Source organism: Streptomyces sediminimaris (genome assembly GCF_047049295.1).
In the GTDB taxonomy this organism is placed as follows: Bacteria; Actinomycetota; Actinomycetes; order Streptomycetales; family Streptomycetaceae; genus Streptomyces; species Streptomyces sediminimaris.
Map to the genome: position 1 here is coordinate 7,041,196 of NZ_JBJWOT010000001.1, position 19,669 is coordinate 7,060,864.

General features: G+C 71.9%; 17 protein-coding genes and 1 riboswitch. Of the genes, 13 read left to right on the top strand and 4 right to left on the bottom strand.

From position 1 onward, the window contains the following. The first annotated feature begins 42 nt into the window (after window positions 1–42). The 8 genes from shc (at window position 43) to ACJ9NR_RS32270 (ending at window position 9,074) form a co-directional block, all read left to right on the top strand. Window positions 43–2,046, top strand: coding sequence for a squalene--hopene cyclase (gene shc / locus ACJ9NR_RS32235; RefSeq protein WP_412491166.1), 2,004 nt, complete (start codon window positions 43–45; stop codon window positions 2,044–2,046). Further along, window positions 2,043–2,684: a phosphorylase family protein gene (locus ACJ9NR_RS32240; RefSeq protein WP_412491165.1), complete on the top strand. Its 642-nt coding sequence runs from the start codon at window positions 2,043–2,045 to the stop codon at window positions 2,682–2,684. Before shc ends, ACJ9NR_RS32240 begins: the two co-directional genes overlap by 4 nt. A 5-nt stretch (window positions 2,685–2,689) precedes the next feature. After that, entirely contained in the window at window positions 2,690–3,712 is a 1,023-nt protein-coding gene (gene hpnH, locus ACJ9NR_RS32245) for an adenosyl-hopene transferase HpnH (protein ID WP_412491164.1), read from the top strand. 4 nt (window positions 3,713–3,716) lie between these two features. Further along, window positions 3,717–4,892, top strand: a complete 1,176-nt coding sequence (gene ispG, locus ACJ9NR_RS32250; protein WP_412491163.1) for a flavodoxin-dependent (E)-4-hydroxy-3-methylbut-2-enyl-diphosphate synthase — start codon at window positions 3,717–3,719, stop codon at window positions 4,890–4,892. 31 nt (window positions 4,893–4,923) lie between these two features. Continuing rightward, window positions 4,924–6,855, top strand: a complete 1,932-nt coding sequence (gene dxs / locus ACJ9NR_RS32255) for a 1-deoxy-D-xylulose-5-phosphate synthase (protein ID WP_412491162.1) — start codon at window positions 4,924–4,926, stop codon at window positions 6,853–6,855. Continuing rightward, the gene (locus ACJ9NR_RS32260; protein ID WP_412491161.1) at window positions 6,852–8,237 is read left to right on the top strand and encodes an aspartate aminotransferase family protein; all 1,386 of its coding nucleotides are present in this window, start codon (window positions 6,852–6,854) and stop codon (window positions 8,235–8,237) included. Before dxs ends, ACJ9NR_RS32260 begins: the two co-directional genes overlap by 4 nt. Before the next feature lie 73 nt (window positions 8,238–8,310). Further along, complete coding sequence (locus ACJ9NR_RS32265) at window positions 8,311–8,952, top strand: helix-turn-helix domain-containing protein (RefSeq protein WP_412491160.1); 642 nt, start codon at window positions 8,311–8,313, stop codon at window positions 8,950–8,952. Then, a complete protein-coding gene (locus tag ACJ9NR_RS32270; protein ID WP_412491159.1) occupies window positions 8,949–9,074 on the top strand; it encodes a DUF6126 family protein in 126 nt (41 codons plus the stop codon). The genes ACJ9NR_RS32265 and ACJ9NR_RS32270 overlap by 4 nt, the downstream gene beginning before the upstream one ends. A gap of 28 nt (window positions 9,075–9,102) precedes the next feature. On the opposite strand, the gene ACJ9NR_RS32275 is transcribed toward ACJ9NR_RS32270, so the two are convergent. Beyond that, window positions 9,103–9,900, bottom strand: a complete 798-nt coding sequence (locus ACJ9NR_RS32275; protein ID WP_412491158.1) for a tyrosine-protein phosphatase — start codon at window positions 9,898–9,900, stop codon at window positions 9,103–9,105. 182 nt (window positions 9,901–10,082) lie between these two features. Here ACJ9NR_RS32275 and ACJ9NR_RS32280 point away from each other — a divergent pair, with 182 nt between their 5' ends. The 3 genes from ACJ9NR_RS32280 to ACJ9NR_RS32290 all read left to right on the top strand — a co-directional run bounded on the left by ACJ9NR_RS32280 (window position 10,083) and on the right by ACJ9NR_RS32290 (window position 14,615). Continuing rightward, window positions 10,083–12,161 (top strand): alpha-galactosidase, encoded by a 2,079-nt coding sequence (locus ACJ9NR_RS32280; RefSeq protein ID WP_412491157.1) that lies wholly within the window; start codon window positions 10,083–10,085, stop codon window positions 12,159–12,161. 295 nt (window positions 12,162–12,456) lie between these two features. Continuing rightward, window positions 12,457–12,624: riboswitch (cyclic di-AMP (ydaO/yuaA leader) on the top strand. Window positions 12,625–12,628: 4 nt separating this feature from the next. Then, window positions 12,629–13,549 carry a M23 family metallopeptidase gene (locus ACJ9NR_RS32285; RefSeq protein WP_412491156.1) on the top strand — a complete coding sequence of 307 codons (921 nt, stop codon included), beginning with the start codon at window positions 12,629–12,631 and terminating at the stop codon, window positions 13,547–13,549. A gap of 280 nt (window positions 13,550–13,829) precedes the next feature. After that, complete coding sequence (locus ACJ9NR_RS32290; RefSeq protein WP_412491855.1) at window positions 13,830–14,615, top strand: SGNH/GDSL hydrolase family protein; 786 nt, start codon at window positions 13,830–13,832, stop codon at window positions 14,613–14,615. Window positions 14,616–14,660: 45 nt separating this feature from the next. Here ACJ9NR_RS32290 and ACJ9NR_RS32295 read toward each other — a convergent pair whose 3' ends face one another. The 3 genes from ACJ9NR_RS32295 to ACJ9NR_RS32305 form a co-directional block, all read right to left on the bottom strand. Then, window positions 14,661–15,281, bottom strand: a complete 621-nt coding sequence (locus ACJ9NR_RS32295; RefSeq protein ID WP_412491155.1) for a TetR/AcrR family transcriptional regulator — start codon at window positions 15,279–15,281, stop codon at window positions 14,661–14,663. A gap of 46 nt (window positions 15,282–15,327) precedes the next feature. Next, window positions 15,328–15,618 carry a hypothetical protein gene (locus tag ACJ9NR_RS32300; RefSeq protein ID WP_412491154.1) on the bottom strand — a complete coding sequence of 97 codons (291 nt, stop codon included), beginning with the start codon at window positions 15,616–15,618 and terminating at the stop codon, window positions 15,328–15,330. Window positions 15,619–15,746: 128 nt separating this feature from the next. Continuing rightward, complete coding sequence (locus ACJ9NR_RS32305) at window positions 15,747–16,925, bottom strand: glutamate dehydrogenase (protein WP_412491153.1); 1,179 nt, start codon at window positions 16,923–16,925, stop codon at window positions 15,747–15,749. A 228-nt stretch (window positions 16,926–17,153) separates the two neighbouring features. On the opposite strand from ACJ9NR_RS32305, the gene ACJ9NR_RS32310 reads away from it, so the two are divergent. Next, complete coding sequence (locus tag ACJ9NR_RS32310) at window positions 17,154–18,437, top strand: MBL fold metallo-hydrolase (RefSeq protein ID WP_412512746.1); 1,284 nt, start codon at window positions 17,154–17,156, stop codon at window positions 18,435–18,437. 23 nt (window positions 18,438–18,460) lie between these two features. Continuing rightward, window positions 18,461–19,306, top strand: a complete 846-nt coding sequence (locus ACJ9NR_RS32315; protein ID WP_412491151.1) for a DUF429 domain-containing protein — start codon at window positions 18,461–18,463, stop codon at window positions 19,304–19,306. The last annotated feature ends 363 nt before the right edge of the window (window positions 19,307–19,669 follow it).

Here is a 19,669-nt window from a genome sequence, read left to right on the forward strand (position 1 = left end):
CCCACAGCAGCACGAGTCGCACGACTGCACGAAGGGGAAGCCATGACAGCGACGACCGACGGAAGTGCCGGGGCCCTCCCGCCCCGGCCTGCCTCGGCCAGCGACACCGACAGCACGAGCCCCGCGACGGCCGGGGTGCACGACGTCGCCGTACGCGCCACCCAGCGCGCCACCGACTTCCTGCTCTCCCGGCAGGACGCGGAGGGCTGGTGGAAGGGCGACCTGGAGACCAACGTGACCATGGACGCCGAGGACCTGCTCCTGCGGCAGTTCCTGGGCATCCTGGACGAGGCCACCGCGACCGCCGCCGCACTCTTCATCCGCGGCGAGCAGCGCGAGGACGGCACCTGGGCCACCTTCTACGGCGGACCGGGCGAGCTGTCCACCACCATCGAGGCCTACGTCGCCCTGCGCCTGGCCGGCGACACCCCGGACGCCCCGCACATGGCGAAGGCCTCGGCGTGGATCCGCGAGCAGGGCGGCATCGCCGCCTCGCGCGTCTTCACCCGGATCTGGCTCGCCCTGTTCGGCTGGTGGAAGTGGGAGGACCTGCCCGAACTCCCGCCGGAGCTGATCTACTTCCCCTCGTGGATGCCGCTGAACATCTATGACTTCGGCTGCTGGGCCCGGCAGACGATCGTGCCGCTCACGATCGTCTCCGCCAAGCGGCCGGTACGTCCCGCGCCCTTCCCGCTGGACGAGCTGCACACCGACGCGAGTGACCCCAACCCGGCCAAGCCCCTGGCCCCGGTGGCGAGTTGGGACGGCGCCTTCCAGCGCCTGGACAAGATGCTGCACCGGGCGCGCAAGGTCGTGCCGCGCCGGCTGCGCAGGGCCGCCATGAACTCCGCCGCCCGCTGGATCATCGAGCGGCAGGAGAACGACGGCTGCTGGGGCGGCATCCAGCCGCCGGCCGTGTACTCCGTCATCGCCCTGTACCTGCTCGGCTACGACCTCGAACACCCGGTGATGCGCGAGGGGCTGGCCTCCCTGGACCGGTTCGCGGTGTGGCGCGAGGACGGGGCCCGGATGATCGAGGCCTGCCAGTCGCCGGTGTGGGACACCTGCCTGGCCACCATCGCGCTCGCCGACGCGGGTGTGCCCGCCGACCATCCGCAACTCGTCAGAGCGGCGGACTGGATGCTCGGCGAGGAGATCGTGCGGCCCGGCGACTGGGCCGTCAAGCGGCCCCAACTGCCGCCCGGCGGCTGGGCGTTCGAGTTCCACAACGACAACTACCCGGACATCGACGACACCGCCGAGGTGGCTCTCGCGCTGCGCCGGGTCACCCACCACGACCCGGAGCGGGTGGAGAAGGCGATCGGGCGCGCGGTGCGCTGGAACCTCGGCATGCAGTCGAGGAACGGCGCCTGGGGTGCCTTCGACGTCGACAACACCAGCCCCTTCCCCAACCGGCTGCCGTTCTGCGACTTCGGCGAGGTCATCGACCCGCCGTCGGCCGACGTCACCGCGCACGTGGTGGAGATGCTGGCCGTCGAGGGCCTCTCGCACGACCCGCGCACCCGGCGCGGCATCGAGTGGCTGCTGGCCGAACAGGAGCCGGACGGCTCGTGGTTCGGACGCTGGGGCGTCAACTACATCTACGGCACCGGCTCCGTGGTGCCCGCACTGACCGCGGCCGGACTGCCCGGCTCGCACCCGGCGATCCGGCGGGCCGTGGCCTGGCTGGAGAAGGTGCAGAACGACGACGGCGGCTGGGGGGAGGACCTGCGCTCCTACAAGGACGTCACGGAGTGGAGCGGCCGGGGCGCCTCGACCGCCTCGCAGACCGCGTGGGCGCTGATGGCGCTGCTGGCGGCCGGGGAGAAGGACTCCAAGGCCGTCGAGCGCGGCGTCGAGTGGCTGGCGGCCACCCAGCGCGAGGACGGCTCCTGGGACGAGCCGTACTTCACCGGGACCGGCTTCCCCTGGGACTTCTCCATCAACTACCACCTGTACCGGCAGGTCTTCCCGCTGACCGCGCTCGGCCGGTACGTGCACGGCGAGCCGCGCGTCGTGACCGCCGCCGGCAAGGGGGGTCGATGAGCACACAGCCCGCTCCAGCCCCGCTGCTGATCGCCTGCGCGCTCGGCATCGAGCACCTCGCCCTGCGCACGGGCGAGCGCGGCGGGGCCGGCGGGCCGGTCACCTTCGTGCGGACCGGCATGGGGCCGAAGGCGGCGCGGCGGTCGGTCACCCGGCGGCTGGCCGGCCCGGCCCTGCGCGAGGCCGCCGTGCTGGCCACCGGCTTCTGCGCCGGGCTCGCGCCCGGGATGCACCCGGGCGATCTGGTGGTGGCCGAGGAGACCCGCGATCCGGACGGAACCGTCCGGTGCGTGGGGACCGACCTGCTGGCCAAGGAGCTCGCGCGGGCAGTGCCCGGACGGACCGTCCACACCGGTCCGGTCGTCGGCTCCGATCACGTCGTCCGCGGTCACGAACGGTCCGGTCTGCTCGCGACCGGCGCGATCGGGGTCGACATGGAATCCGCGGCGACGCTTCTGAGCGCCGTCCGCGCCGGTGAGCGCCCGGTTGCGGCCGTACGGGTGGTCGTGGACGCTCCAGAACATGAACTCGTCCGGATCGGCACCGTGCTCGGTGGAATATCGGCCTTCCGAGTCCTGCGCGCCGTTCTTCCGGCTTTTTTCGAATGGCACCGTTCTTTGCTGCTCCCCAGGAGGTGAGCCAGATGGCCATGCCGCTGCGCCAGTCCATCAAGGTCGCTACGTACTTGGCTGAACAGAAGCTCCGCAGGCGGGACAAGTTTCCGCTGATCGTGGAGCTGGAACCTCTCTTCGCATGCAACCTGAAGTGCGAGGGCTGCGGCAAGATCCAGCACCCGGCGGGCGTGCTCAAGCAGCGCATGCCGGTCGCCCAGGCGGTCGGAGCCGTGCTGGAGTCCGGTGCGCCGATGGTGTCCATCGCGGGCGGCGAGCCTTTGATGCACCCTCAGATCGACGAGATCGTGCGGCAGTTGGTGGCCAAGCGGAAGTACGTCTTCCTGTGCACCAACGCCATGCTGCTGCGCAAGAAGATGGACAAGTTCAAGCCCTCCCCCTACTTCGCCTTCGCGGTGCACATCGACGGGCTGCGTGAGCGGCACGACGAGTCCGTGGCCAAGGAGGGCGTGTTCGACGAGGCCGTGGAGGCGATCAAGGAGGCCAAGCGGCGCGGCTTCCGGGTCACCACCAACTCGACCTTCTTCAACACCGACACCCCGCAGACCATCATCGAGGTGCTCAACTTCCTCAACGACGACCTCCAGGTCGACGAGATGATGATCTCGCCCGCCTACGCCTACGAGAAGGCACCCGACCAGGAGCACTTCCTGGGCGTGGAGCAGACCCGTGAGCTGTTCAAGAAGGCCTTCGCGGGCGGCAACCGCCGCAAGTGGCGGCTGAACCACTCGCCGCTGTTCCTGGACTTCCTCGAGGGCAAGGTCGACTTCCCCTGCACCGCGTGGGCGATCCCGAACTACTCGCTCTTCGGCTGGCAGCGCCCCTGCTACCTGATGAGCGACGGGTACGTGCCGACGTACCGCGAGCTGATCGAGGAGACGGACTGGGACAAGTACGGCCGCGGCAAGGACCCGCGCTGCGCCAACTGCATGGCGCACTGCGGCTACGAGCCCACCGCCGTCATGGCCACCATGGGTTCGCTCAAGGAGTCCCTGCGCGCCATGCGCGAGACGGTGTCCGGGAACCGGGAGTGACGCCGTGACCGCCATCGCCCTGGGAGTCCCCGAGATGCCGGCCCGGCCGATCGCCGAGCGGCGCGTGTCGCGGCAGATCCACGTCGGGCCAGTCCCGGTCGGGGGCGGCGCCCCGGTCTCGGTGCAGTCGATGACGACGACCCGCACCTCCGACGTCGGCGCCACCCTGCAGCAGATCGCGGAACTCACCGCCTCCGGCTGCCAGATCGTCCGCGTCGCCTGCCCCACGCAGGACGACGCCGACGCGCTGCCCACCATCGCCAGGAAGTCCCAGATCCCGGTCATCGCCGACATCCACTTCCAGCCGAAGTACGTGTTCGCCGCGATCGAGGCGGGCTGCGCGGCGGTCCGCGTGAACCCCGGCAACATCAAGAAGTTCGACGACCAGGTCAAGGAGATCGCGCGGGCCGCGAAGGACCACGGCACCCCCATCCGCATCGGCGTCAACGCGGGCTCCCTCGACAAGCGGCTGCTGCAGAAGTACGGCCGCGCGACGCCGGAGGCGCTCGTCGAATCGGCGCTGTGGGAGGCGTCGTTGTTCGAGGAGCACGACTTCCGCGACATCAAGATCTCGGTCAAGCACAACGACCCGGTCGTGATGATCGAGGCCTACCGGCAGCTCGCCGCGCAGTGCGACTATCCGCTGCACCTGGGCGTGACGGAGGCCGGGCCCGCCTTCCAGGGCACGATCAAGTCCGCCGTCGCCTTCGGCGCCCTGCTCTCCCAGGGCATCGGCGACACCATCCGCGTCTCGCTGAGCGCTCCGCCGGTCGAGGAGGTCAAGGTCGGCATCCAGATCCTGGAGTCGCTGGGCCTCAGGGAGCGGCGCCTGGAGATCGTGTCGTGCCCGTCCTGCGGGCGGGCCCAGGTCGACGTCTACAAGCTGGCCGAGGAGGTCACCGCGGGCCTGACCGGCATGGAGGTCCCGCTGCGGGTGGCCGTCATGGGCTGTGTGGTCAACGGTCCCGGCGAGGCACGGGAGGCGGATCTGGGGGTCGCCTCCGGCAACGGCAAGGGCCAGATCTTCGTCAAGGGCGAGGTCATCAAGACCGTCCCCGAGTCGAAGATCGTGGAGACCCTGATCGAGGAGGCGATGAAGATCGCCGAGCAGATGGAGCAGGACGGGGCCGCATCGGGCGCCCCCACCGTCACGGGGAAACCGGCAGTGACTGTGAGTTGAAGCAAGGCACGGACCGAGAGGGGGCCCGAGCGTGACGATTCTGGAGAACATCCGGGGACCACGTGACCTGAAGGCGCTGTCCGAGGCGGAACTCGGCGAACTGTCCGAGGAGATCCGGGAGTTCCTGGTGCACGCGGTCGCCAGGACCGGCGGACACCTCGGGCCCAATCTGGGGGTGGTGGAACTCTCCATCGCACTCCACCGGGTCTTCGAGTCGCCCGTCGACCGCATCGTGTGGGACACCGGCCACCAGAGCTACGTGCACAAGATCCTGACGGGCCGCAAGGACTTCTCCAAGCTGCGCGGCAAGGGCGGCCTGTCCGGCTACCCCTCGCGCGAGGAGTCCGAGCACGACATCGTCGAGAACAGCCACGCCTCCACGGCGCTCGGCTGGGCCGACGGCCTGGCCAAGGCCCGCCAGGTGCAGGGGGAGAAGGGGCACGTGGTCGCCGTCATCGGCGACGGCGCCCTGACCGGCGGCATGGCCTGGGAGGCGCTCAACAACATCGCGGCCGCCAAGGACCGGCCGCTGATCATCGTCGTCAACGACAACGAGCGCTCCTACTCGCCCACCATCGGCGGCCTCGCCAACCACCTGGCCACCCTGCGCACCACCGACGGCTACGAGAAGGTCCTCGCCTGGGGCAAGGAGGTCCTGCTGCACACACCGGTCGTCGGCGGCACCATCTACGAGTCGCTGCACGGCGCCAAGAAAGGCTTCAAGGACGCCTTCGCCCCGCAGGGCATGTTCGAGGACCTGGGCCTGAAGTACGTGGGCCCGATCGACGGGCACGACATCGGGGCCGTCGAGTCCGCGCTGCGGCGCGCGAAACGCTTCCACGGGCCGGTCCTCGTCCACTGCCTCACGGAGAAGGGCCGCGGCTACGAACCCGCCCTCGCCCACGAGGAGGACCACTTCCACACCGTCGGCGTGATGGACCCGCGCACCTGCGAGCCGCTGGTACCGGGCGGGCCCTCGTGGACCTCGGTGTTCGGCGACGAGATCGCCGCCATCGGAGCGGAACGCGAGGACGTCGTCGCCATCACGGCGGCCATGCTGCACCCGGTCGGGCTCGGCAAGTTCGCCGAGCGCTTCCCCGACCGCGTCTGGGACGTCGGCATCGCCGAGCAGCACGCCGCCGTCTCCGCGGCCGGCCTGGCCACCGGCGGCCTGCACCCGGTCGTCGCCGTCTACGCCACCTTCCTCAACCGCGCCTTCGACCAGCTCCTGATGGACGTCGCCCTGCACCGCTGCGGCGTCACCTTCGTCCTGGACCGGGCCGGCGTGACCGGCGCCGACGGGCCCTCCCACAACGGCATGTGGGACATGTCCATCCTCCAGGTCGTCCCCGGCCTGAGAATCGCCGCCCCGCGCGACGCCGACCAGCTGCGCGCCCAGCTGCGCGAGGCCGTCGCCGTCGACGACGCGCCCACCCTGGTCCGCTTCCCGAAGGAGAACGTCGGCCCGCGGATACCGGCGATCGACCGGGTGGGCGGTCTGGACGTCCTGCACCGCGGCGCGGGCACGCCCGAGGTGCTGCTCGTCGCCGTCGGCGTGATGGCGCCGGTCTGCCTGCAGGCCGCCGAACTGCTCGAGGCCCGCGGCATCGGCTGCACCGTCGTCGACCCCCGCTGGGTCAAGCCCGTCGACCCGGCGCTGCCCGGCCTCGCCGCCGAGCACCGCATGGTGGCCGTCGTCGAGGACAACAGCCGCGCCTCCGGGGTCGGCGCCGCGGTGGCGCTGGCACTCGGCGACGCCGAGGTCGACGTCCCCGTACGCCGCTTCGGCATCCCCGAGCAGTTCCTCGCCCACGCCAAGCGCGGCGAGGTCCTCGCCGACATCGGCCTCACCCCCGTCGAGGTCGCCGGCCGGATCAGCGCGAGCCTCGCCGTCAAGGAGGCCGAGGACACCCTGGCCGTCGGGCAGCAGCCGGGCGGCACCCTCAAGGAGAAGGCGGAATGACCAAGGAGTTCGACCTCGGCGCCCTCCTGGCCGAGCGCGGAGCCGAGCGCTACGAGCTGCACGGCAGACACCTCAACCCGCAGCTCCCGCGCATGCTGCACACCATCGGCTTCGACAAGGTCTACGAGCGCGCCGAGGGCGCCCACTTCTGGGACGCGGACGGCAACGACTACCTGGACATGCTCGCCGGGTTCGGGGTGATGGGCCTGGGCCGCCACCACCCCGTCGTCCGCAAGGCGCTGCACGACGTCCTCGACGCCCAGCTCGCCGACCTCACCCGCTTCGACTGCCAGCCGCTGCCCGGGCTGCTGGCCGAGAAGCTGCTCACGCACAGCCCGCACCTGGACCGGGTGTTCTTCGGCAACAGCGGCACGGAGGCGGTGGAGACGGCGCTGAAGTTCGCCCGGTACGCGAGCGGGAAGCCGAGGGTCCTGTACTGCGACCACGCCTTCCACGGCCTGACCACCGGCTCCCTGTCGGTCAACGGCGAGGACGGCTTCCGCGACGGCTTCGCCCCGCTGCTGCCCGACACCCCCGTACCCCTCGGCGATCTCGACGCCCTGGCGCGGGAGCTGAAGCGCGGCGACGTCGCCGCGCTGATCGTCGAGCCGATCCAGGGCAAGGGCGTGCACGCAGCGCCGCCCGGCTATCTGCGCGCCGCCCAGGAGCTGCTGCACAGGCACAAGGCGCTGCTGATCGCCGACGAGGTGCAGACGGGCCTCGGCCGGACCGGCGACTTCTACGCCTACCAGCACGAGGAGGGCGTCGAGCCGGACCTGGTGTGCGTGGCGAAGGCACTGTCCGGCGGCTACGTCCCGGTCTCCGCCACCCTCGGCAGGGACTGGATCTTCAAGAAGGTCTACTCGTCGCTGGACCGGGTTCTCGTCCACTCGGCGAGTTTCGGTTCCAACGCCCAGGCCATGGCGGCCGGCCTCGCCGTGCTGTCGGTCATGGAGCAGGAGCAGATCGTCGCCAACGCGCGGGTGACCGGGGAGCGGCTGAAGTCCCGGCTGGCGGCTCTGATCGACAAGTACGAGCTGCTCGCCGACGTCCGCGGCCGCGGCCTGATGATCGGCATCGAGTTCGGCCGGCCCAGGTCGCTGAAGCTGCGCAGCCGCTGGACCATGCTGCAGGCCGCGCGCAAGGGCCTGTTCGCGCAGATGGTCGTGGTGCCGCTGCTGCAGCGCCACCGCATCCTCACCCAGGTCTCCGGCGACCACCTCGAGGTGATCAAGCTGATCCCGCCGCTGGTCATCGACGAGGCCGACGTGGACCGCTTCGTCGACGCCTTCACGGCCGTGATGGACGACGCGCACAGCGGCGGCACCCTGATGTGGGACTTCGGCAAGACACTGATGAAGCAGGCGGTGGCCAACCGCTGAGGGCCGCACGCGGGTTTTTGCCTCAGAGGCAAGAAAATTGCCCGGGGGGCAAAGCTGCGGCTGAATGGAGGGCATGACCTCTCCCGAGACCCGGCCCGCGCCGCCGGGCGGCGCCCCGGCCGGGCCGGAGGACCTGCTGCCCTCCGTCGCACCCCAGCTCCGCGCCCTGCGCCGCCGTGCCTCCCTCACGCTGGAGGCCGCGGCCCGCACGGCCGGGCTGTCACCGGCCCATCTCTCCCGGCTGGAGACCGGCCAGCGCCAGCCCTCGCTGCCGGTGCTGCTCGCTCTCGCCCGTATCTACGGTACGACGGTCTCGGAACTGCTCGGCGAGACGGTCGCCGACCGGGACGCCGTGGTGCGCGCCGCGGACATGGAGCCGACCGTCGCGGGCGGCTGGACCTACTGGCAGGCCGGCGCGCCCGGTCGCGGGATGCAGGCCCTGCGCGTGCACGTCCCGTACGGCTCGCAGCGTGACATCGTGCGCGTGCACCCCGGCGAGGAGTGGCTGCATGTCCTCGGAGGGCGGCTCCGGCTGCGCCTGGGGGACACCACGCACCAGCTCGGCCCCGGCGACAGCGCGCACTTCGACTCGCTGACCCCGCACCGGATCGCCGCCCAGGGCACCGACGGCGTCGAGCTCCTGTTCGTCCACACCCTGCTGCAGAGCCCCACTGCCACGTTGTGCCTGGGCCCGATCACCGGAGACATGCCATGAGCAACAGCGACATGGAGGAGAAGTTCCCCCGCGGCCTGTGGGTGCGGCTGGTCATCTACATCGCCGTCGGGCACCTGTTCGCGGCCTTCGTCTATCTGCTGTTCTCGGTCGGCGCGAAGTAGGGCCGGGGTGCCGCCGCGGCGCCCCGGCTCAGTCGAGCAGCCGCTCGCGCAGGCCCGCGCGCAGCCGCGCGGTGAGCCCGAGTCCCTGCTCCAGGTAGGAGTCGACGTCTCCCCAGGTCTCCTCGATCGTCTCGAAGGCCGCCGCCAGGTATTCGGCGCGGGCTTCGAACAGGGGGCTGAGCAGCTCCATGACCTCGGGCGAGTAGCCGGCGCCGGAGGAGCTGCTGCGGTGCACCTTGTAGCGGCGGTGCTTGGCGTTGGACTCCAGGTAGTCCGTGACGATCGCCTCGCGCTCGACGCCCAGGGCGAGCAGCGTCACGGCGATCGACAGACCCGCACGGTCCTTGCCCGCCGCGCAGTGCATCAGCGCGGGCACGCTGTCGTCGGCGAGCGAGCGCAGCACACGCGCGTGCTCGGCGGTGCGCTCCTTGATGATGGTGCGGTAGGAGGTGACCATCCGGCCGGCCGCCCGCCCGTCGCCGAGGATGCCGCGCAGCTGCTCGATCTCGCCGTCGCGCACCATCTTCCAGAACTCGGCGCCGTCCGCCGGGTCGCTCAGCGGCAGGTTCACATTGCGCACGCCCGGCAGCTCGACGTCCGGGCCCTCCAGCTTCTGGTCCGCGGCGTTGCGGAAGTCGAAGATGGTGTGCAGCCCCAGGGAGGACAGGAAGGCGGCGTCCTCCTCGGTCGCGTGCGCGAGGTGCCCGCTGCGGAACAGCACCCCGTACCGCACCCGTCGTCCGTCCGTGGTCGGGAGGCCGCCGACGTCACGGAAGTTGCGGACACCGGCGAGTTCGGGTTCGGTCGACGGGACCTGCTGCGTCACGTGTGCTCCTCCCACTCCGCCCGAACGGCGCGACTCGTCGACGGGCGCTCAGTCGACCATACGACATGGATTCCTGAGGCAATGAGTTGTCCACAGGCGTTGCGGCCGGGCCCCGCCGCCCTTGATGATGTTGGGGATTGAGCGCACCTGTTCGTATCTGTTTCTTATCTGTGGGGGCTGTCATGCTCGAGATCGCCGACAACGGCCGTACATGGCTCCTGAGCGGGCCGGCGAGCAGCTACGCCGTCCACCTCACGGAGGACGACGAACTGCTGCACCTGCACTGGGGCCCGAGGATCGCGCTCGCCGACGCCGAGGCCCTCGCCGTGCGCCCGCTGCCCGACTACCGGCCCTTCGAGTCGCCGCTCGACGGGCGCGAGGAGTACCCGGTCGAGGGCGGACCCCGCTTCGTGCGCCCCGCCCTGTCCGTCCGCACCGACGAGCGGCGCGGCACCGAGTGGCGCTTCGACGGCCACGGCACCGAGCCCGGCGACGACGGCGCACTGCGCCTGCGCTTCCGCGACGGCGGCCTGACGATCACACTGCACTACCGGATGCGGCACGACGTCCTGGAACGCTGGGTGAGCCTGGACAACGAGGGCCCCGCCCTGGAGCTGCTGCGGGCCGACTCCGCCACCTGGACGCTGCCCGAGCGGGAGGACTGGCGACTGTCCCAGCTGCACGGCCGCTGGGCCGCCGAGTCCCGGCTGACCCGCGCACCCCTGACCTACGGCGAGAAGGTCATCGGCAGCCGACGCGGTCACACCGGGCACCAGCACCTGCCCTGGGTCGCCCTCGACACCGACGCGAGCGAGGAGCGCGGCGAGGTCTACGGCTGCGCGCTCGGCTGGTCGGGCTCGTGGCGGATCGCGGTGGCGCAGCTGCCCGACGCACGCGTGCAGATCACCGGCGGCTCGGGATACGACGACTCCGGGCTGCTGCGCCTGGAGGCGGGGCAGTCCTGGACCACGCCCGTCTTCGCGGGCCTGTGGAGCGAGGGCGGCTTCGGCGGGGCGAGCCGTGCCTGGCACGCCTACCAGCGCGCGTACGTGATCCCGGACGCGCAGCGGGACCGGCCGGTGCTGTTCAACTCCTGGGAGGCCACGGAGTTCGACATCTCCGAGGAGCAGCAGTCGGTGCTCGCCCGGCGGGCCGCCGCGATCGGCGTCGAGCTGTTCGTCGTCGACGACGGCTGGTTCGGCCGGCGCACCAGCGACCGGGCCGGGCTCGGCGACTGGTCGCCCAACCCGGACCGCTTCCCGAAGGGGCTCAGGCCCCTCGCGGAGTACGTGCACGCCCTCGGCATGCAGTTCGGCATCTGGGTGGAGCCCGAGATGGTCAACCCGGACAGCGACCTCTACCGCGAGCATCCGGACTGGGTCCAGTTCCAGCCGGGACGAAAGCGGACGGAGTTCCGCAATCAGCTCGTACTGAACCTGGCCCGCGAGGATGTCCAGGACCACCTGTGGCAGCAGCTCGACGCGCTGCTGTCCAGCGCCCCGATCGACTACGTGAAGTGGGACTTCAACCGCTGCTTCACCGATGCGGGCTGGCCCGGCGAGCCCTACCCGCAGCGGCTGTGGACCGACCATGTCCACGCCCTGTACGGCCTGTTGGACCGGCTGCGCGCGGCCCACCCGGGTGTCGCCTTCGAGTCGTGCTCGGGCGGCGGCGGCCGGATCGACCTCGGGATCATGGGCCGTACGGACCAGGTGTGGACCTCCGACAACACCGACCCGCTCGACCGGCTCGCCATCCAGCACGGCTTCAGCCAGATCCACCCCGCGCGCGTGATGGCGGCCTGGGTCACCGACAGCCCCAACACCCAGCTCAACGGCCGCGTCAGCTCGCTGCGCTTCCGGTTCGTCAGCTCCATGGCCGGAGTGCTCGGCGTCGGCGGCGACCTCACCCGCTGGAGCGAGGAGGAGCTGGCCGAGGCGGGGGAGTGGGTGGCCCTCTACAAGGAGATCCGCCCCCTGGTGCAGCAGGGGGACCTCTACCGGCTGCGGCCGCCCGCGGGCGGGCTGAGCGCGGTGCAGTACGTACGCGGGGACGAGGCGGTCGTCCTGGCCTGGCTGCAGGCGCAGAGCCACGGCGAACCCGTGCCCGCGCTGCGGCTCAGGGGTCTCGATCCGGCCGCTTCGTACGAATGCCTTGAAACGGGTGAAATCCACAGAGGTGCCGTACTGCTCCACCACGGACTGCGCACCGGGCTGCGCGGCGATCTCGACGCGGCCGTCGTCCGTCTGCGCCGCGTGTGAGCGGTGTGTCCGTATTGGTCTTTTCGCTCCAACTCGCTCGTAAATAGGGCCTCCTGGCGGCGCGGTGCGTGAGGAGCGTCATATCCGTGACCGAACGTGGTCCGTCATGTTCACGTAATGGACGCGCCGGACAAGGGAATTCGCCTGCGAAGACAGCCTTCGAATAACGCTGGGTCACCACGGTTTCCCCTCAAGGATCAACAGAATCGCTTTCACGGGGAACCGTCACTTGTCCCTTTGCGTCCTCGTCGCCTACGTTCACCACCGATCCGGACGGACGCCCAATCCTGCCGCCGTCCGGTGCCCGCACAACTCACCCGTGAACGGCAGGAGCGGGGGACCCACAGGAATCACCGCCTGTTCCGGTCTCCGGAACGGCTAGGGGTAAAGCCGCGTCGAACGCGCGGCCGGGCATCTCCAGCCCGCACCCGACAGCTCACCTCGTAGGCGCCGGAGAGGAATTCGTCATGCCCGCGAAGGGTAAGCACCGCCGTCCGAAGTCCCTGCGCTTCACCCGCACCATGGCCGTCGCCGGAACCGGTGGCGCCGCGCTCGCACTCCCGCTGATGGGGGCCACCGGCGCCCACGCCGCCACCGCGGACTCCGTTTCCCAGTCGGTTTCCCAAAAGGCCGTCCAGTCCCTTCCGAGCGCCGGGAAAAAGGCCACGGAGAAGAAGAATGCCGTGGCCGGCAACGGCGTTCGCACCTATTCGGTGCGCGCCGGTGACTGTCTCTCGAAGATCGCCGGCGAGCAGCATGTGGACGGCGGCTGGAAGAAGCTCTACTCGGACAACCGCCGGGCCGTCGGTGACGACCCGTCGTTGATCCACCCCGGCCTGAAGCTCACGCTCGGCAAGAAGGCCGCGCCGAGCGCCGCCCGGTCCTCCACGGCTCCGAAGGCCTCCGCCAAGAAGCCGTCCGCCAAGAAGCCGGCCGGCAGGAAGACCACCGCCACGCAGGCGTCCGAGACCACCGGCAGCGGCTTCACCCTCCCGGTGAACAGCTCCGCCATCGGCACCGGCTACAAGGTGGCCGGCAGCATGTGGTCCAGCGGCTACCACACCGGCGTCGACTTCGTGGTCCCGACCGGCACCACCGTCAGGGCGGTCGGCACCGGCACGGTGGTCTCCGCCGGGTGGGGCGGCGCGTACGGCAACCAGGTCGTCATCAGGCTCGCCGACGGCCACTACGCCCAGTACGGCCACCTGTCCCGGATATCCGTCTCGGCCGGCCAGGCCGTGACCGCCGGCCAGCAGCTAGGCCTCTCCGGTGCGACCGGCAACGTGACCGGCCCGCACCTGCACTTCGAGATCCGCACCACGCCGTACTACGGCTCCGACGTGGACCCGGTCGCCTACCTCCGCTCGAAGGGCGTCACCGTCGGCTGACCCCCCCTGCCACCTCTCCTGACACGCTGCCGAAGGCCGGACCTCGATCCCCGGGTCCGGCCTTCGGTATGTCCGCGCACGGACTCCGCGCACAGACAGGGCAGTTGAGAAGGCAACAGTGCGGTCCGGACGGTTATTCCGAGCTTGGCGAACACTTTAGAAGTGTCTTATCTCACCGCCCGTCAAGCCCTTCCGGCGCTTTCTTACGGTCGCGTAGGTCACATTCAAAGGTGGATCATCGGTCGACGTGGCAGACGATTCGAAGAGTGACAGCAGAGCAGTGATCGGGTCGTACGTCGCGGTGGGGGACAGCTTCACCGAGGGCGTCGGCGATCCCGGCCCCGACGGGGCGTACGTCGGCTGGGCCGACCGTTTCGCCGTGCTCCTCGCGGACCGGCGGCCCGAGGGCGACTTCGGCTACACGAACCTGGCGGTGCGCGGGAAGCTGCTCGACCAGATCGTGGCGGACCAGGTGCCGCAGGCGATCGCCCTCGAGCCGGACCTGGTCTCCTTCTGCGCGGGCGGCAACGACATCATCCGGCCGGGCACCGACCCCGACGAGGTCGCCGAGCGTTTCGAGCGGGCCGTCGCCCGGCTCACCGAGGCCGCGGGAACGGTCATGGTGACGACCGGGTTCGACACCCGCGGCGTTCCCGTGCTCCAGCGCCTGCGCGGCAAGATCGCCACCTACAACGGTCATGTCCGGGCCATCGCGGACCGCTACGGCTGCCCGGTGCTCGACCTGTGGTCCCTCAAGACCGTGCAGGACCGCCGGGCCTGGGACGGCGACCGGCTCCACCTCTCACCCGAAGGGCACACGCGCGTCGCGCTGCGCGCCGGGCAGGTCCTCGGTCTCGACATCCCGGCCGACCCGGACCAGCCCTGGCCGCCGCTGCCGCCGCGCGGCGCCCTGGAGATCCGCCGGGACGACGTGCAGTGGGCGCGCGAGTACCTGGTGCCCTGGATCGGCCGGCGGCTGCGCGGCGAGTCCTCCGGCGATCACGTGACGGCGAAGGGCACGCTGTCCCCGGACGACATCAGGATGCGGATCTCCTCGGTCGCCTGAGGCCTCCGGGTCCGCCGGACGTGGGCCCCCGCCCCGGGCGGGGGCTCAGTGCCCGGACGCCGTCAACGCCGCCCGCTCCATGCCCAGTTCACGTGCCAGCGCGTCGTCCACCCACTCCTGCGCCCGCGCGCGGGAGATCGCGCCGCCGTACGACGTCATCTGCACGGCGAGCCCGTCGAGCAGGGCCGTCAGGCGCAGGGCCGCGCCGTGCGGGTCCGGGCAGCGGAACTCGCCCCCGGCCGCCCCTTCGGCGATCACCTCGGCGAGCGCCGCCTTCCACTGCTTGTCCAGGTCGCGCGTGACCTCCCGCAGCGCCGGCTCGCGCAGCGCCGCCGCCCAGCCCTCGATCCACAGCCGCCAGCCCTTGGCCTGGCCCGTCGGCGCGTACCAGCGCACCGCCGAGCGCAGCCGCCGCAGCGCCGTCGTACGGCGGCCGAGCAGCTTGCGCAGATGGGCGAGGTCGTCCTCGGCCGCGAAGGTGAACGCGGCGGCGACCAGCTTCTCCTTCGTCGAGAAGTGGTACAGCACCAGCGCGTTGCTCACACCGAGCGCCGAGGCGACGTCGGCGATCCTGACCGCGGCCACGCCCCGCGCCTCGATCTGCTCGATGGCGGCCCGCAGCAGCTCCGCACGCCGCTCGGCCACGCCCAACCGCACTCTCGCCACCCGGTCACCCTATTGCGTCGCGGCGCACGGTGCCGGGGCCGGACCGTCACTTGACGAGTTCGACCGGATACAGATCGGTGCGCGCGATCGCCGCGTCGCGCTCGGCGGCCAGCGCGGTGCGCCGCGCGTCGGCCAGGTAGCCGTCGTACCCGGCCTGCGAGGCGAACTCGATGAGCTGGATCTCGTCCGGCCTGCCGTCCGTCCCGTCGGCCCGGGCGCGCTGCACCAGCCGCCCGCCGTGTCCGCCCAGCAGGGCCAGCACCTTGTCCTCGTAGGCGGCCAGGGCCCCGGCGGCACCGGGCCGCCCCCACAGCACGACGCACAGTTGAACGGTCATGGTGCCCGACCCTACCGACGCCCTCTCCACCGTCCCGGACCACCTGCCGGAGCCGGCCGGTCCGGGCACCGGTCCCATGCGGCCCGCTCGCCGGCCGGGGCAGGACGCACCGCGCGCTTCCGGGGCCGTCACCGGTACCACCCGAAGCGTTCGGCGATCAGCGGCAGCCGGTCGGCGACGATGGCGTGCGCGGCCGCGCGCGGGGTGGTGCCGTCGGCCTCCGCGCGGGCCAGCATCCGCTCCACCAGGGTGCGCATCGAGCGCCGGACGCGGCCGAACGCCTCGTCCGCGCGGGGGCCGATGTCGCCGAACAGGGTCCACCACCACCAGGCGTTCGTACCGGAGTTGACGACCACGTCGGGCAGCACGGTCACCCCGCGCGCGGCCAGCCGCTCCTCCGCCTCGGGCAGGACGGGCATGTTGGCCGCCTCGACGATCCAGCGGGCGGTGACCTTTTCCTGCTCGGCGGCGTCGATCGCGTACGACACCGCCGCCGGCACCAGCACCTCCGCCTCAACCGACAGCCAGGCCTCGCCGGGCAGTTCGCGGTCGCCGGGCCGCAGCACCGCGCGGTCCACGGTGCCGTAGGCGTCCCGTGCGGCCAGCAGGGTCTCGACGTCGAGGCCGGACGGATTGGCGATGGTGCCCTTGATGTCGGCGACGGCCACCACGGTGAGGCCCGCACGTGTGAGGAAGCGGGCCGTGGCCCCGCCCATGGTGCCGAGGCCCTGCACGGCGACCCGCGTCCCCGGGTGCGGAACGCCCGCCCGGTCCAGGGCCGTCAGCGCCGCCTCGGCGACGCCGCAGCCGCCGACCAGTTCGTCCAGCCCGATGCCGTCCACCTCGACCGCGAAGGCGTCCGAGAGCCGCCGTCTCGCGGCCGCCTCGTCGTCGAGCAGGGGGTAGACGGCCTGGACGGACGACACCAGCCCCGCCTCGGCGGCCGCCCGGTCCACCAGGTCCTGGCTGAGGCCGAGGTCCTCACCGGTGGTCCAGAACCGCTCGACGTACGGCTTCACGGCGCGCAGGTAGCGCACCAGGAGCGGGTACGCCCGCGGGTCCCGGGGATCGCAGTCGATGCCGCCCTTGGCGCCGCCGAGGGGGACGTAGCGGCCCTCGGGGTCGTAGTGCAGCGCCTCCTTCATGGTCATGCCGCGGGCCAGCCCCGTGACCTCCTCCAGGGTGCAGCCCTCGCGCATGCGCAGGCCGCCGCTGCAGACGCCGCGCACCAGCCGGTCGACGACCAGGAAGCCCTGGCGGCCGGTGAGGTGGTCGGTCCAGGTGAGCGACATCAGGGGGGCGGTCATGAGACTCCTCGGAAACGGTTCCCGTACGGCACCGCGACGGGCAGGCGCGTGGTGACGGGAGGCGGGCATGTGCATGGTGACAGGAATGGACGCCGGCGTTCCGGGGTTCATCGAGGACGTGGTTCTTTGGGCTTTCCTTGGAAAGCGCGCGGTGCCCCCGCACCAGAGGGGTGTTGTCGGAGCCGCCGACCATAATGGAACGCCTCACCCGATCCACCTGGAGGTACCGTGTCCGGTTTCCGTTCCCTGAGGTCCGGGCTCCGTGCGCTGCGGCCCGAGGCCTTCGGCGCGGACCCGAGCGGTGAGCGCATGGCGCGCATCCGCAGATCGCCCCACTTCAAGGACGGTGTCTTCCAGAATCCCGGCGGTGCCGCCCGGACCCGGCCCTCCGGCTCGGCGACGGACTTCGCGAAGGTCTTCTTCGACAAGGACGAGCGCCCCCGGCGCTCCCCCGAGGGCACCGTGCCCGTCCACCCCACGACGCTCGCCGACATCGCCCGGCCGCCCGCCACCGGGCTGCGGCTGACCTGGATGGGCCACTCCAGCGTGCTCGCCGAGATCGACGGGCGGCGGGTGCTCTTCGACCCGGTGTGGGGCGAGCGCTGCTCCCCCTTCTCCTTCGTCGGGCCCAAGCGGCTGCACCCGGTGCCGCTGCCGCTGGCCGCGCTCGGGCCGGTCGACGTCGTCGTCATCTCACACGACCACTACGACCACCTCGACCTGCCCACCATCAAGGCCCTGGCGGGCACGGACACGCTGTTCGCCGTGCCCCTCGGGGTCGGCGCCCACCTCGAGCGCTGGGGCGTCCGTGCCGACCGGCTGCGCGAGCTGGACTGGCACGAGACGACCGAGGCCGGCGGCCTCACCCTGACCGCCACCCCGGCCCGCCACTTCTGCGGCCGCGGGCTGCGCAACACCCAGCACACCCTGTGGGCCTCCTGGTCCGTCGCCGGCCCCGAGCACCGCATCTTCCACAGCGGCGACACCGGGTACTTCGACGGCTTCAGGGACATCGGCGCCGAACACGGCCCCTTCGACGCCACCATGATCCAGATCGGCGCGTACTCCGACTTCTGGCCCGACATCCACATGACGCCGACCGAGGGCATGCGCGCCCACCTCGACCTGCAGGGCGGTGAGCCCCGGGGCGTGATGATGCCGATCCACTGGGCCACCTTCAACCTGGCCACGCACGCGTGGGCGGAGCCCGGCGAGGGCACCGTCACGGCCGCCCGCGCGACGGGCTCCCGTATCGCCGTGCCGCGGCCCGGCGAGCCCTTCGAGCCCACCGCCGAGGCCGTCCCGGCCGAGCCGTGGTGGCGCGCCGTCGCCCTGACCCCGGTGGGCGGCTGGTCCGACGCCCCGGCCGACGCGGCGGGGACGGCCGCCGGCCCGCGCGGCGATGCCCCGGCCGACGCGGCGGGGACGGCCGCCGGCCCGCGCGGCGATGCCCCGGCCGACGCGGACGGCGCCGAGGGCACGGGGGAGCCCGAGACGGTTCCGGTGAACTGACCGCGCCCGGAGGGGAGCAGGCCGTGAGCCGCCCGGAGCAGGCCGTGAGCGGGGCCGAGGTGCCGGGGGAGGACACCGGCACGCGGCGGCGGCAGGCGGTGACCGTCGGGATCGACCTCGCCGCGAGCGCCCGGCGGACCGCCGTCTGCCGGATGGAGTGGACGGACCGGGGCACCGTGACGGCGGAGTTCGCCGTAGCGTCGGCCGACGAGGACCTGCTCGCCTTGATCCGGTCCGCCGACAAGACCGGCCTGGACTGCCCGCTCGGCTGGCCGTCGGATTTCGTCGCGACGGTCCTGGCCCACCACCAGGGCCTGCGGCTGCCGCCGCGGCCCCGGTTCGAGGAGCGTGCGGACGGCCGGGCGGGCCTGGACCCGCTGCGGTTCCGGCTCACCGACGACCTCACCTGGAAGGCCACGACGACGCGCCCCCCGCTGTCGGTCTCCACCGACCTGCTGGGTGTCGTCGCCCTGCGCGCGGCCCGCCTGCTGGACGCTCTCGCGGCCGCGGACGTCCCGGTGCCCCGCGACGGCTCGGGCCCGGTCGCCGAGGTCTACCCCGCCGCCGCGCTGAGGCTGTGGGACGTCCGGCCCCTCCGCAGCTACAAGAACGCCGGGCCGGAGTCGCGAGAGATGCGCGCACACGTGCTCGCCTCCATCGAGGCGGGCCTCGGCCTCCCCCTGCCCGGGCCGGCGCGCGCGGCGTGCCTCGACAGCCACGACCACCTCGACGCCCTGATCTGCGCGCTGGTCGCCCGTGCCGTGCTGCTCGGCGCCACCCGGTGGCCGCGCACGGCGGACGAACGCGCCGCCGCCCGGCAGGAGGGCTGGATCCATCTGCCGGGCGGTGACCTGGCGGCCCTGCGCTGACGGTTCGCGCCCGCGGGAGCGCGATGCCGCGCCGGTGGCCGACGGCGTGGTCCGGAGCACGGTGGCCGCTCCCGCTCCCGGTGCGGGGCCCGGCACGCGAGGGACCGTGCCCACGACTGCTGTCGACACTCTGAGTGATGTTCGGGGGAGTGGTTCTGTGGGTGCGGGAGCGCCTCGGGGCGGTCCGGAAGGGATCGGCGGCGAGCGGGAGGGATCAGTCGGTGCACGCCGTGGAGCGGTCGCCGCCCGGCCGTCACCGTTCCCTCGTGACCGGTTCTGACCAGCTCTGATCGATCCGTTCGCCGACAGGTACATGACTCCGCTCGGTTTGTCGGTCTGTCGTACGAAGCCTCATACCAGAGC